Origin of the sequence: Streptomyces luomodiensis (genome assembly GCF_031679605.1) — a bacterium.
GTDB lineage: Bacteria > Actinomycetota > Actinomycetes > Streptomycetales > Streptomycetaceae > Streptomyces > Streptomyces luomodiensis.
In genome coordinates this window covers 1016950-1031169 of record NZ_CP117522.1, presented here as the reverse complement: position 1 = coordinate 1031169, position 14220 = coordinate 1016950, and the positions used below count along the sequence as shown (strand labels likewise).

Here is a 14220-nt window from a genome sequence, read left to right as displayed (position 1 = left end):
CGGCCGGTGGGCGGCCGCACGGGTCAGCCGCGCAGCACCGCGTTGCACTCCCGCTGGAGCGCGATGTCCTGCCACATCGGGTGCTGGGGCGCGGCGTTGGAGCACACCACCGCGCCCCACGCGCCCACCCGCGCCGACTCCGCCACGGCGCGGCGGCAGAACGCGGCCCCCACCGGCCCCTCCTCGAAGGTCCCGTGCAGCGGGGTGTAGCCGATCCAGCCCTCGCCGAAGACCAGCGGGACCCCGCTTCCGGCCGCCCAGTCCGCGGCCGCCTCGATCCAGGTGACCAGCCGCTGGTCCATCGCCGTACGGTGCACGGCATAGCGGTCGTACAGCCAGGCGTCCCAGCGGGCGGGGTCGCACCAGTCGTGGACGTAGATCTCACGGGGGCCGACCGTGGTGGCCTCCAGCCGCCAGCGATCGCCGGGCGGGGGAGCCCAGTCGGCCAGATCGGGGGCGCCGGGGCGCAGCAGCTCCCGGCGGACCGGCTCCTGGGGGAAGGGACGGCCCCGGTCGCGCACGGCGAAGGTGGTCAACAGCTCGTCCAGCACCCCGTAGACATAGGGGTGGAAGACCGCCACATCCACCTCGCGGGGCACCCCGCGCAGCGAACCGACCGGCACCTTGGCGTAGTTGACCGTGACCGGCCGGTTGGGGTGGCGCTCCTTGAACCGGGCGATGCCCCGCTCCAGCCGCGGCCGCAGGGCGACCACCTTGTCCGCGCCCTGAAGCCCGTCAGTGAGCCGGCTGCCCTGGACCTCGTTGTGCAGCTCGGTGAAGGCGATCCGGTCGTCCAGACCGTGGATCACCAGGAAGTCGATCAGATCGGCGAGCGCGTCCGCGAGCACCTCGGCGCGCCGCTCGGGGTCGACGGCCATCAGCGCGTCGAACCAGGCGCGGCCCTCGCCGAACGCCGGGCTCTGCTGGTACTCCCAGCTGGAGAGGATGACGAAGCAGTCATGGCGCAGGGCCGCCTCGAACAGTTCGCGCAGCCGGGCCCGTCCGTCGATCTCGCCGCCGCCGCCCACGTCGTACCAGCGCATCCGCTGCCCGTACGCGCCGCCCAGCCCCGAAAACCGCAGTTTGGCCGTGTCGAGCCGGGAGCCGAAGAGGAGGAACGGCATGGCGCAGATACGCACCGTGTTGTAGCCGCGCGTCACGGCCTCCTCGAAGGCGCGGTCGAGGTCGGCGAAGGGCTCACCCGGGCCGGTGCGGGTGTACCAGCTGAAGTCCCACAGCGAGATGGTCAGTTTGTCCGGCAGATGCGGCGACAGCGTCACAGGGGACTCCCCGCGGTCGGCGGCTCGGCGATGAGGGATCGGTTCATCGTCCGGGGGGCGTCAACGGACTGTCAAGATGTATCCATAAATAATGGCCGACGCTAGGGTGGACGGACGACGGGTGGCTTCCGACCCCGTTCATCCGGCCTTCCCCGAGGAGAAGACCCCATGGCGTCCTATGCCGGCCGAGGCGTGCACGGCGAAGTGGTCCAGCGGCTGGGTGCCCGCGTCGTCACCGGAGACTTCGCCGAGGGCGACATCCTCGACGTCCGCGCCCTGGGCGAGGAACTGGACGTCAGCCTTACGGTGATGCGCGAAGCCCTCAAGGTGCTCGCGGGCAAGGGCCTCATCGACGCCCGGCAGAAGCGCGGCACCTTCGTCCGCCCCCGCTCCGCCTGGAACCTCCTCGACGCCGATGTGATCCGCTGGCGCATGGCCGGCGGGGACGGACGGCGGCTGATGCGCGACCTCACCGACATCCGCGCCGTCGTCGAACCCGCCGCCGCCCACCGCGCGGCGCTGCGCCGCACCGACGCCCACCTGACCGAGCTGGAGACCGCGCTGGCCGCCATGGAGCGCGCCCGCGGCGATCTGGCGGCCGAGGCGGAGGCGGACGCCGCCTTCCACCGCGCGCTGCTCGCCGCCACCGGCAATGAACTCCTCGCCCGCCTCGAGCTGATCCTGGAGCCCGGACTGCGGGAGCGCGACCGCCTGGTGCACGCCCACGGCGACGCCGACGACCCCGTGCCCAGCCACCGCCGGGTGCTGGAGGCCATACGGGACCGCGACGCGCCCGGCGCCGAGCTGGCCATGCTCGATCTGCTCGCCAAGGCGGCCGAGGACGTCGACCGGGCGGCGCCCGCCCGGCCCGACGCCGAGGGCGTCCGGGCGCCGGCCGTACCCGCGGTGCCGGCCGTATCCGCGGTGCCTCAGGCGATCCAGCCGTAGCCGGGCCGCGGCCTGCGCGAGGCCGGGGGCGCGCCCACGCTCTCCAGGTCCCGCTCGGCGGCGTGCACCAGCTGCTGCCCCAGATCGCTGAGCGCCCGCCCGGCCGCGAGCTCATCGCCGATCACCGGCACGTCCTCGTCGTCCGGATTGCACCGGGCCAGTCCCCGGCCGGTGAGCGCCGTGGCCCCGGTCTCCAGTTCCACGCGCGCCGTGGTCCTCCCCTCGTCCTCGGAGAGGTAGAGGTGGACCGTCCACTCCACTGTGTGCGCCATGGCCTGCTCCTCACCTGCGAATGGCCGCTTCTGGTGGCCACGGATCCGGCGGACGCGGCGGACGCGGCCGACGTCCCGCTCGGCGGCGGTGCCTGCCGGACCACGCGGGTCCCACCACCTTCCACTCTGCCTCCCCTGGCGCCCACCGGCCGCGCTCCGGGGCCAGACCGTGCCCTGTGGCGCGTACTGGGAAGCGGCACGGCGATCTGGCGGCGCGCGGGGCCCGGCGGCGCGGCTGGCCGGACCCCGCGCACCTGCGGGATGCGTCTCGTGCTGGGGTATGCCCGGTGCTGGGTACGTCTCGCGCTGAGGAGCACTTCTCGTGCTCGGGTACGTGTCGTGCTGGCGCACGCCTCGTGCTGGGGTGCGTCCCGCGCTGGGGTATGCCACGGTGCTGGGGTATGTCCCGCGCTGGCGCACTCCCGTGCTCGGGTACGTCCTGCGCTGGGGCGCGTCCCGTGCTGGGATACGTCCCGCGCTGGGGCGCGCTCCGTGCCTGGGCGGCCTCGGTGCCTGGACACCTCCCGCGCCCCGCCACCGAGCGCGGCTCCCGGCACCCAGGCACCCGGGCACCCCCAGTCGCACCACAACGGGCGACCGGTCGATCAGCCGAGCACCTTCTCCAGCGCCGCCAGCGACGACTCCAGCTCCTCGCGGGTGATGGTCAGCGGCGGTGCCAGGCGGATCGTCGAGCCATGGGTGTCCTTGACCAGGACCCCCTCGGCCATCAGCCGCTCGCTCACCTCGCGGCCGGTACCGAGGGCGGGGTCCACGTCGACGCCCGCCCACAGTCCGCGGCAGCGGTAGCCCACGACGCCCTTGCCGGTCAGCGCGGCCAGTCCGTCCCGCAGCACCTGGCCCAGCTCCGCCGCCCGGCGTTGGTAGGTGCCCGTGCGCAGCAGATCGACGACGGCCGAGCCGACCGCCGCGGCCAGCGGGTTGCCGCCGAAGGTGGAGCCGTGCTCGCCGGGGCGCAGCACCCCGAGCACCGCCCGGTCGGCCACGACCGCCGACACCGGCACGATGCCGCCGCCCAGCGCCTTGCCGAGCAGCAGGACGTCCGGCGTCACCGACTCGTGCTCGACGGCCAGGGTGGTGCCGGTGCGGCCGAGGCCGGACTGGATCTCGTCGGCGATGAACAGCGTCCCGGTGCGCCGGGTCAGCTCGCGCACCCCCCGCAGATAGCCGTCATCGGGGATGACGACGCCCGCCTCGCCCTGGATGGGTTCGATGAGGACCGCCGCCGTGGTCGCGTCGACGGCGGCTTCCAGCGCCGCGAGGTCGTTGTACGGCACGACGCGGAAGCCCGGGGCGAACGGGCCGAAGCCGTCGCGGGCGACGGGGTCGCTGGAGAATCCGACGATCGTCGTCGTGCGGCCGTGGAAGTTGTCGGCCGCCACCACGATGGTGGCCTGGTCCGGGGCGACGCCCTTCACCTCGTACGCCCATTTGCGGGCGACCTTGATGGCGCTCTCCACCGCCTCCGCGCCGGTGTTCATCGGCAGCACCATGGAGAGCCCGGTGAGCTCCGCCACCGCTTCGGCGAACCCGGCTAGCCGGTCGTTGTGGAAGGCCCGTGAGGTCAGCGTGAGCTGGTCGAGCTGGCGGTGGGCGGCCTCGATGAGCGCCGGGTGGCGGTGGCCGAAGTTGAGGGCCGAGTAGCCGGCCAGCATGTCCAGATAGCGGCGCCCCTCGACGTCCCAGACCCATACGCCCTCGGCGCGGGCGACGACCACGTGCAGCGGATGGTAGTTGTGCGCCAGCGAGGTCTCCTCGGCGCGGATCAGCTCGCGCGAGGAGCGGGCGGGGAGGTCAGGGCGGTCGGCGCCCGCCGCGCGGGCGGTGGCGGAGGTGGCGGCGGTGGTAGCCGTGCCGGGCGTGGTGGCGGTCATCAGCGAATCTCCTGTGTGCAGCACTTGATGCCCCCGCCGGCCTTGTGCAGCTCCGACAGGTCGACGGGGACGGGGACGTAACCGCGGTCGGTGAGCTGGTCGATGAGGCCGGTGGCGCGGGGGGCGACGAAGACGTGGCGGCCGTCGGAGACCGCGTTGAGCCCGAAGGCCATGGCGTCGTCGCGGGTGGCGATCAGCGCGTCGGGGTAGAGCCGCCGCAGCACTTCACGGCTGCCGGGGGAGAACGCCTCCGGGTAGTAGGCGATGTTCCCGCCGTCGTTCCGGTCGTCGAGCACGAACAGCGCGGTGTCCAGGTGGTAGAAGTACGGGTCCACCAGCAGCAGGCTGATGGTCGGCACCCCGAAGAACTCCTGGACCTCCTGATGGGCCGCCCGGGTGGTCCGGAAGCCGGTGCCCGCCAGGACGAAGGGCCCGGCCGGCACCAGGTCGCCCTCGCCCTCGCACACCGACTCCGGCGGGTGGACATCGAACCCGGCCGCCTTGAACCACCGCTCGTAGGCGAGCTGTTCCGGCCGGCGCTGCGGTGCGTGGAACCGGGAGCCGAAGACCCGGCCCTCCAGGACGAGGGCCGAGTTCGCGGCGAACACCATGTCCGGCAGCCCCACCACCGGTTCGATGTGGTCCACCCGGTGGCCGTGGTCGCGGTAGGCGCGGATCAGGGTCTCCCACTGTGCTCGGGCGAGGTCGGTGTCGACCTCGGTGTCCGCACGCATCCAGGGATTGATGGCATACCGCACATCGAAATATCTGGGGGCACAGGTCAAAAAGCGCCTGGGGCGCGACACACGGGTGGGGGACATGGAGAATTCCTCTCGCTGCCGCGGGCGACCGGGGATACCTCAAAGGTAGAAAGCGGAGGAGAGGGGAGACAAGAAAGGAAAACTGCGTGTTGACGCACCGATGCTGCGCGCTGGGGCGGGTCCGCGCCGGTTCATTGCGTCGCGGGCGCGGGCGCGGCCGAGGGCGGGGCCGCACCGGCCTCCGGACTGCTCGTCAGCAGATGGGACAGCACCATGTAACTGATCGTCTGACGGATGAAGGGCTCGGCCCGAATGCGCTCCAGCACCTCCTCGAAATGCTCCACATCGGTGGCCATGACATGCAGCAGGGCGTCCGCGCCGCCGGTCACCGTCATGGCCGCGATGATCTCCGGATAGTCGCGTACGACCTCCGCGAGGCGCCGGGGCGGTGCCGCGCTGTCGCAGTACACCTCCACATACGCCTCGGTCCGCCAGCCGAGGGCGGCCGGGCGCACGGTGGTGGTGAAGCCGGTGATCACATCGGTCTCCCGCATCCGGTCGACGCGGCGTTTGACCGCGGAGGCCGAGAGTCCGATCGCGGCGCCGATCTCGGTGAAACTCGTCCTGGCGTTGGCGACCAGCGCCGCGACGATCTTCCGGTCCAGATCGTCGAACGGTACGGACTGATGTGTCATCTTTTGCCGTCCTTTGCGGTTCATTCTTCGCTCCCTGCGCGCGGAGGCCCTTCCGCGCGCAGGAACCGACGCCTGCTCATTGAATGCCCGAGGCGCCCTTTTCCGTACGCTCTTTCAGGAAGGTTCCGCAAGAGGGGGCGTGCGCCCGAACACGAGCCCCCTTTTCACCGGGGTCGCGCGGCATGGGCTCCGGGGGTACGGCAGCGGTGCTCCGGACCGCCCGAATCCGCCTCCGGTGATACGACACCACCTACCGGACCGCACCCCAGAGGCGTAGCCTCAGCTATTCCACCGTCCTTTCCGAACGACGAGCGGCTCCGGGCGGAACCGGCTCACGATGCAACGGAAAAGGCTTCGCGTACTTCCCGTGCCGCGCCGCATGCGCCGAATTCGCCGGTGCACCGATTCCGGCCCACCGGCGGCGCCATCGCGTATCCGGCCACTCGCCGTACCGGCGACTCAGCACTCCGGTGTGAGCGAAAGGAAACACCGTCATGATTCTCTCCAGCCCCGGCAGGGCACGGACCAGCCCCGGCAGGGCACGGTGAAAGCGCCCCGGCCGGACCCGGGCGGCGCCGGCAACGCGCGGGACGCCGTCGTCACCGGCCTGGGTTTCTGTCTGCCGGGCGGCGCCGAACCCGTCTTCACCGCGGCCCAGGTGTGGGACATCGCCTCCCACGGCCGCACCGTCCTCGTCCGGAACGGCATCCACTTCGGCTCGGTCGACCTCAGCGCCGGGCAGTTCGAGGAACGCCTCCCCGATATCCCCGAGTTCTTCTCCCGCCACTACACCGACGCCCATCGGTACGGCCTGGTCTCCCTCGTCGAGGCGTGCGCCGACGCCGAGCTGGACGTCCACGCCGGTGACCTGCGCGAGGCGGCGGTGCTCGTCGGGCGCGGCAGCGTGGACGCCAATGTGGACAGCTATCTGAAACTGCTCGGCCTCGACGCCGAATCCATGTCCGCCTTCGACGCCCTCGAGATCTTCGTCGCGGCCGAACAGTCCGTGTCACCCTCCGACGTCGCCGTCGTCCAAGGGGCGCTGACCCGAACCGTCGGCCCCTGCTTCACCGTGTCCTGCGGCTGCTCGTCCGCCGCCGTGCAGATCGGCAACGCTCGCCGTCTGATCGCGGCCGGCGAGATCGACATCGCGGTGGTGACCGGCGTCGACGTCTCCAGCCTCGACCTGATCCGCAAGGGCAGGCGGCTGCTGCGCGGTGCGCTCCACGCCCGCGATGCGATGGACGCCGCCGGAATGCCCGATCTGCTGCCGTCCATGAGCTCCCTGATGCGTCCTTACGACCGGCGCGCGGACTGCGTCAACTACGGCGAGGGATCCGCCACCGTGGTCCTGGAGAGCCGGGAACACGCCCAGCGGCGCGGTGCCCACCTCTACGGCCACGTGCTCGCCACCGCCCTCACCCGCGACGGCCTGGCCAACCCGCTCGCCACCGACGACACCGGCACCCAGCTCGCCAGGGCGGTCCGTGCCTGCCTGGGCGACCGGTGGCGGATCGAGCAGGTGCCGTACATCAACGGCGCGAGCGACGGCGGCGCCGCGGTCACCGCGCTGGAGGCCAACACCGTACGCGAGCTCTACGGCCCCGACTCCACCGTGCTGCTCTCGTCCCAGGAGGGCTGCTTCGGCCACCACGGAGCAGCCGCCGGCTGCCTCGGCCTCGCCCTGACCTGCATGATGATGGAGTTCGGCGAGGTGTGCCCCACCACCAACTGCGAACAGCCCGCGGACGGACTCCCCTTCGATCCCGTCCCCGGCACCCGCACCCGTCCCCTCGACTTCGACTACGCGCTCAGCTTCAACTACCAGATCGGTGGGGTGAAGCACGCGATGCTGCTGGGTGGCCCGGACACCATATGAGTCCGTCCCCCGGCGATCTCCACCCCATGGCCCCCACCCCGGGCCGCGCACCACCCATGGAGACCCCGATGAGTGAGCACACCCCCGCCTCCGGCCCGCCCCCGGACCGTATCGCCGTGGTCGGCATGGGCTGCCGGCTTCCCGGTGACACCGACTCACCCGCCGCCCTGTGGCGGCTGCTGGCCGACGGCCGTGACGCCGTCACCGACCTCCCGCCGGAGCGCGCCGAGCTCTGGGCGGCCGAGCCCGCCACGACGGCCCGGCCCCAGGCCGCACCGCCGGTGCGCGGCGGATACCTGCGCGACGTGTCCGGCTTCGACGCCGACTTCTTCGGCGTCTCCGGACGCGAGGCCGACGTCCTCGACCCCCAGCACCGGCTGCTGCTCGAAGTGGCCTGGGAGGCCCTGGAACACGCTGGTATGCCCCCCGACCGGCTCGGCTCCACCGCCACCGGCGTCTTCACCGGGCTCAGCTACAACGACTACATGCACCGCCTCGACCGGCACCCCCGTGCGCTCGAGGGCTCCGCTCTGGCCAACGCGCACTGCGTCGCGGCCGGCCGGATCTCCTACCTCCTCGGCCTCCACGGCCCCTGCGTCGCCCTGGACACCGCGTGCTCGTCCTCCCTGGTCGCCGTCCACCTGGCCGCCCAGGCGCTGCGCACCCGCGAATGCGACCTGGCCCTGGCCGGCGGTGTCACCCTGATGTTCGAGCCCCGCATCACCCGCTCGTTCGACCGGATGGGCATGCTCTCGCACACCGGCCACTGCCACGCCTTCGACGCCGCCGCCGACGGCTTCGTACGCGGCGAGGGCTGCGGCATCGTCGTCCTCAAACGCCTTACCGACGCCCTGAGGGAGGGCGACCGGATCCTGGCCGTGCTGCGCGGCTCGGCCGTCAACCAGGACGGCCACTCCGACGGGCTCGCCGCGCCCTCGGCCACCGCTCAGCGCGCCCTGTACGAGGAGGCGCTCCGCCGCGCCGGAGTCGACCCCGCCGACGTCGGCATGGTCGAGGCCCACGGCACCGGCACCCCCGTCGGCGACCCGGTCGAATTCGCCAGTCTCGCCCAGGTCTACGGAACCGGCCGCGACCGCTGCGCCCTCGCCTCGGTCAAGACCAACCTGGGCCATCTGGAACCCGCCGCCGGTGTCACCGGGATGATCAAGGCCGTGCTGTGCCTGGGCCGTGGACTGATCCCGCCCAATCTGCACTTCACCCGCTGGAACCCGGCCATCACCGCCGAGGGGACCCGCTTCTTCATTCCCCGGGAGCTCACCCCCTGGCCGGTGCGCACCGGTCCGCGGCTGGCCGCCGTGTCCTCCTTCGGCTTCTCCGGGACCAACGCCCATGTGGTGCTGGAACAACCTCCCGCCGCCCCCGCGCCCCGCCCGGCGCGGCGGCCCCGGCTCGCCACCCGCACCGTCCCGCAGGTGTTTCTCGTGCCCGCCGGTTCCCCGGCCGCGCTGCCCGGCGCCGCGCGCCGCATGGCGGACTGGCTGGAGGGCGACGGCGCGGACACCCCGCTGCGCGACATCGCCCACACCCTCGCGCTGCGCCGCAGCGCCGGGCGCGGCCGGCTCGGCGTCACCGCCGCCTCGCGCGCCGAACTCGTCGGCGCTCTGCGGGAGTTCGCCGCCGGCCGGGCCCACCCCGGTGTGGTCACCGGCGCGGTGGGCGCCGAGGTCACCCGCCGGCCGGTGTGGGTGTTCTCCGGTCAGGGCTCCCAGTGGCCCGGTATGGGACGGCGGCTGCTGGAGACCGAACCGGCCTTCGCCGAGGCGCTCGCCGAGGCCGACGCCCTCATCGCCGCCGAGTCCGGCTTCTCGGTGCTCGACATCGTCCGCTCCGGTGAGCCGGTCACCGGCTGCGACCGGGTGCAGCCCGTGCTGTTCGCCCTCCAGACCGCGCTCGCCGCCACCTGGCGGGCCCACGGCGTCCAGCCCGCCGGCGTCATCGGCCACTCCATGGGCGAGGTCGCCGCCGCCGTGGTGGCCGGGGCGCTCTCCCCGGCCGACGGAGCCAAGGTGATCTGCCGCCGCTCCGCGCTGCTCACCCGCGTCGCCGGAAACGGCGCGATGGCCGGCGTGGGCCTGGGCGCCGAGGAGATACAGGCCGAACTCGACGCCTGTGGCGCCGCGGCGGCGGTCACCGTCGCCGTCATGGCCGCGCCCGGCTCCACCGTCGTGGCCGGGGACACCGCACGGGTCGAGCGGCTCGTCGCCGACTGGCAGGCCCGCTCCGTGCCCGCCGCCCTGATCGCCGTGGACGTTGCCTCGCACTCACCCCAGGTGGATCCGCTCCTGCCCGATCTGCACACCGCGCTGGCCGACCTCACCCCCCGCCCGCCGGAGGTGCCCTTCTACACCACCGTCCTGGACGATCCGCACACCCCGCCCGCCTTCGACGCCGACTACTGGTGCGCCAACCTGCGCCGGCCGGTGCGGTTCGCCGCCGCCGTCGCCGCCGCGGCGGCCGACCGCCACCTGGTGTACGTCGAGATATCCCCCCACCCGGTCGTCACCCACCCCCTGCACAGCGGTCTGACCGGACTGGTCGAGAACCCCGTGGTCCTGCCCACACTGCGCCGCGACGAGGACGAGCCGGCCACCTTCCACACCCAACTGGCCGCCCTGCACTGCGCGGGCGTCCCCGTCGACTGGTCCGCCCGGTACGCGGACGCCGCCCTCGCCGACGTCCCCACCATCACCTTCGACCGCACCCGCCACTGGGCCGACACCACCGGGGCGGTATCCTCCGACGCCCCGGCGGACCCGGCCCCGGACGGCACACTGCCCGGCGCGCACACCGAAGTGCCCGGCGACCCCCTCCGCCACTCCTGGCGCGCCCGTACCGGCACCGGCCCCCTGCCCTGGCTCGACGACCACCGGGTGCTCGGCGCGCCCGTGCTGCCCGGAGCCGCCTCCTACGCCCTCGCGCTCACCGCCGCCTGCGAGGTCTTCACCGCCGCGCCCACCGAGGTCGAGGTCACCGATCTGCGCTTCCACGAAGTGCTGCGGCTCGCCGAGCACACCGACCTGTCCACCACGGTCACCGTCGCCGCGACCGACCGCGCCGAATGCGAGATCTTCGGCCGTGGCGAGGACGGCGCCTGGGTGCGGCAGGCCACCGCGGTACTGCGCCGGCTCGCCGTACCCCCGCGCTCCCGCGCCGCCTCCGTCGAGACCCTCGCCCTGCGCCATCCGCTCCCCGTCGAACCCGACGCCCTCTACGCCGGACTGCGGGCCCGGGGCGTGGCGCACGGACCGGCCTTCCAAGGTCTCACCGAGGTGTCCACCTCCCGCCAGGGCAACAGCTTCTGGGCCCGGGTACGGATCCCCGAAACCGCCCGCACCCCCGGCCACGGCCTGCGCATCCACCCCGTCCTGGTCGACCTGTGCGCCCAACTCCCCGTCGCCGGACTGCTCGAGGAGGAGGACCGCAGACTCATGCTGCCCTCCCGGATCCACAGCGTCCGCGTCCTCGGGGACCCCGAGACCGCCGTGTACTGCCACGCCCGTCTCACCGAGGCCGGACCGGGGACCCTCGTCGGCCACATCCGCCTGCTCGACGCGGCCGGCCGGCCGGTCCTGGCCATCGACGGCCTGCGGGCCGTCGGCAGTACCGCGCCCCGCACGGCCGAGACCGACCGGTGGTTCCTGGAGATCGGCTGGCGGCGCGCCACCCGGCCCCCGGCCACCCGCCCCCCGGGGCGGTGGCTGCTCGTCGGCGAGGCGGACCGCACCGCCCGCCCGGTCGCCGAAGCCCTGCGCGCGGCCGGCGCCACCGCCCGGGTGTGGGACGCGCCCTTGACCGACGAGGGGCTCGACACGTTCCGGGACGCCCTCACCGGCCGGTTGCCCCGCTCCGGAGCCCGGCCGCGCGCCGTGGTGCTCCTGTGTGGTCGGCGCCCCGCCGACAGCGGCCCCCAGGACGGGCTGCGCCGCGTCCGCAGACTGCTCGCCGCCGCCCAGGCACTCACCGTCGGCTGCCCCGAACCGCCCCGCCTGTACGTGGTCACCCACGGCGCCCGCACCGTGGCCCCCGGGGATCCGGCGGACCCCGGACAGAGCGCGGTGCGCGGACTGCTGCGGGTGCTGGCCCTGGAACACCCCGAACTGCGGACCACCTCGGTGGACACCGACCCGGCCGCCCCGGACCGGCTCGCCGAAACCCTCGCCGCCGAACTCCTCGCCGACGGCCCCGAGGACGAGATCGCGCTGCGCGAGGGGGCCCGCTACGCCGCCGAGCTGGCCTACGCGCCCCTCACCGACACCGAGCGGACCACCGCCGCCGCCCGCACCGTGCGCTGCGGCACCGACGGCTTCCGGCTGCGCGCCGGCCGCCTCGGTGACCTCGGCAGCCTGGAGCTCACCGTCACCCCCCGCCGCCCGCCCGGACCCGGCGAAGTGGAACTGCGGGTGCTCGCCGCGGGCCTGAACTTCCGTGATGTCCTCACCGCCATGGGCCTGCTCCCCGGCGACGAGGACGTCCGCTACCGGCTCGGCTTCGAATGCGCGGGCGAGGTCACCGCGGTCGGAGCCGGTGTCGACCAGCTGCGCACCGGCGACCGCGTGGTGGCGGCCGATGTGCACGGCGGCGCCTTCGGATCGTTCCTCGTCGTCCCCGCGGACCGCACCGGCCCCCTCCCCGAGGGCATGGACCCGGCCACCGCCGCCGGACTGCCGATCGCGTTCCTCACCGCCTGGTACGCGCTGCGCCACGTCGGCCGGGTGGCGGCGGGGGAGCGGGTGCTGATCCACTCGGCCACCGGCGGCACCGGACTCGCCGCCATCGCGGTCGCCCGGCTGCTGGGCGCCGAGGTGCTGGCCACGGCGGGCAGCGAGGAGAAACGGCGCTTTCTGCGGGCCATGGGCATCGCCCAGGTGATGGACTCCAGATCGCTGGACTTCCGCGACCAGGTCAAGGAGGCCACCGGGGGCGAGGGCGTGGACCTGGTGCTCAACTCCCTCGCCGGGGCCGCCATCCGGGCCGGGGTGGAGTGTCTGCGCCCGTTCGGCCGCTTCGTCGAACTCGGCGTGCGCGACATCCTCTCCGACGCCCCGCTCGGGCTCGCCCCGCTGCGGCACAACATCACCTTCGCCACCGTGGACCTCAAAGAGGTGCAGCTGGCCCACCCGCGGGTGTACGCCACGATGCTGCGGGAGGTGCTCGCCGCGTTCGCCGAGGGCCGTCTCAAGCCGCTGCGCTGCACCACCTATCCGCTGGCCGAGGCCACCGAGGCGTTCCGGCAGATGGCCGGCGCCCGCCACATCGGCAAGCTGGTGCTGACCATCCCGCAGGAGGGCCAGGCCGACGCGGTGCTGCCGGACGGGCCGCCGATCGTACGGGAGGGCGCGACGTACATCGTCACCGGCGGCCTGCGCGGCCTCGGGCTCGCCACTGCCTGCTGGCTGGCCCGGCGGGGCGCGGGCCATCTGGTGCTCAACGGGCGCACCGGGCCGGACGGCGCCGCCGCGCGGACGCTCGGCGAACTCTCCGCCCACGGCACCAGGATCAGCGTCGTGCTCGGCGACATCGGCCACCCGGACACGGCCGGCCGGCTCGTGTCCGCCGCCACCGCCGAGGACCGGGCGCCGCTGCGCGGCGTGGTGCACTGCGCCATGGTCCTGGACGACGCGGCCGTCACCACCCTCCGCGAGGACCAGCTGTGCCGCGTATGGGCGCCGAAGGCCACCGGTGCGTGGCGGCTGCACCAGGCCACCGAGGGACACCGGCTCGACTGGTTCACGGTGTACTCCTCCATGGCCTCCCTCCTCGGCAACCCAGGGCAGGGCGCCTACGCGGCCGCCAACGCCTGGCTGGACGACTTCGCCGCGTGGCGCTCGGCGCGCGGGCTGCCCACCCTCGCGGTCAACTGGGGCCCGTGGGGCGAGACCGGGGTGGCCACCGGCTTCGCCGACCGCGGTTACCGGACCATCGCCACCGACGAGGGGCTGCGGGCGCTCGGCGACCTCCTGGCCCACCGGCGGGTACGGACCGGTGTGCTCCCCGGTGAACCGGACACCTGGATCCCCGCCGCCGGCCGCCACAGCTCCCTGTTCACCCCGCTCACCTCCGGCGCGGGCACTCCGGCGGCCACCGGGGAGAACGGCGACGACATCCGCGCCCGGCTGGCCGCCCTCCCGGCCGGTCCGGCCCGCCGCACCGCGCTGGAGTCCTGGCTGACCGAGCACATCCGCGCCGTGCTGCGGCTCAGCAGCACCACCCTCGATCCGCAGACCCCGCTGAAGTCGCTGGGCTTCGACTCGCTGCTCGCCATGGAGCTGCGGGTCCGCCTGGAGACCGGACTGGACATCAAGCTCGCGGGCGACTTCGTCTGGCGGCATCCGACCGTGGCGGCCCTGGCCGTAGGTCTCGCCCAGCACATGGGACTGGAGCTGACGCCCCACCAGGCCGGGGGGCTGCCCGCCCCGGACTGACGCGACGACGGACGCCGGGCGTCAGGTGTCACCGGCGGGCGCCACCGGCG

8 protein-coding genes are annotated in these 14220 nt (G+C 73.7%); 3 read left to right on the top strand and 5 right to left on the bottom strand.

What is annotated here, in order from left to right; genetic code table 11:
• Window positions 1–23: 23 nt before the first annotated feature.
• On the bottom strand, window positions 24–1280 hold the full coding sequence (locus PS467_RS04100) for a cellulase-like family protein (RefSeq protein ID WP_311034030.1): 1257 nt from the start codon (window positions 1278–1280) through the stop codon (window positions 24–26).
• Window positions 1281–1448: 168 nt separating this feature from the next.
• Here PS467_RS04100 and PS467_RS04095 point away from each other — a divergent pair, with 168 nt between their 5' ends.
• Complete coding sequence (locus PS467_RS04095; RefSeq protein ID WP_311034029.1) at window positions 1449–2228, top strand: FadR/GntR family transcriptional regulator; 780 nt, start codon at window positions 1449–1451, stop codon at window positions 2226–2228.
• Here PS467_RS04095 and PS467_RS04090 read toward each other — a convergent pair.
• The 4 genes from PS467_RS04090 to PS467_RS04075 form a co-directional block, all read right to left on the bottom strand.
• On the bottom strand, window positions 2210–2500 hold the full coding sequence (locus tag PS467_RS04090; RefSeq protein ID WP_268970056.1) for a DUF1876 domain-containing protein: 291 nt from the start codon (window positions 2498–2500) through the stop codon (window positions 2210–2212). The genes PS467_RS04095 and PS467_RS04090 overlap by 19 nt on opposite strands.
• Window positions 2501–3105: 605 nt before the next feature.
• Window positions 3106–4392 carry an ornithine--oxo-acid transaminase gene (gene rocD, locus PS467_RS04085; protein ID WP_311034028.1) on the bottom strand — a complete coding sequence of 429 codons (1287 nt, stop codon included), beginning with the start codon at window positions 4390–4392 and terminating at the stop codon, window positions 3106–3108.
• Entirely contained in the window at window positions 4392–5213 is an 822-nt protein-coding gene (gene ddaH, locus PS467_RS04080) for a dimethylargininase (RefSeq protein ID WP_311034027.1), read from the bottom strand. The genes rocD and ddaH overlap by 1 nt, the downstream gene beginning before the upstream one ends.
• Window positions 5214–5344: 131 nt before the next feature.
• On the bottom strand, window positions 5345–5848 hold the full coding sequence (locus PS467_RS04075; protein WP_311034026.1) for an Lrp/AsnC family transcriptional regulator: 504 nt from the start codon (window positions 5846–5848) through the stop codon (window positions 5345–5347).
• A gap of 544 nt (window positions 5849–6392) precedes the next feature.
• Between PS467_RS04075 and PS467_RS04070 the strand changes: the two genes are divergently transcribed.
• Window positions 6393–7727, top strand: coding sequence for a beta-ketoacyl synthase N-terminal-like domain-containing protein (locus PS467_RS04070; protein WP_432280718.1), 1335 nt, complete (start codon window positions 6393–6395; stop codon window positions 7725–7727).
• A 68-nt stretch (window positions 7728–7795) separates the two neighbouring features.
• Window positions 7796–14170, top strand: a complete 6375-nt coding sequence (locus tag PS467_RS04065) for an SDR family NAD(P)-dependent oxidoreductase (RefSeq protein ID WP_311034025.1) — start codon at window positions 7796–7798, stop codon at window positions 14168–14170.
• The last annotated feature ends 50 nt before the right edge of the window (window positions 14171–14220 follow it).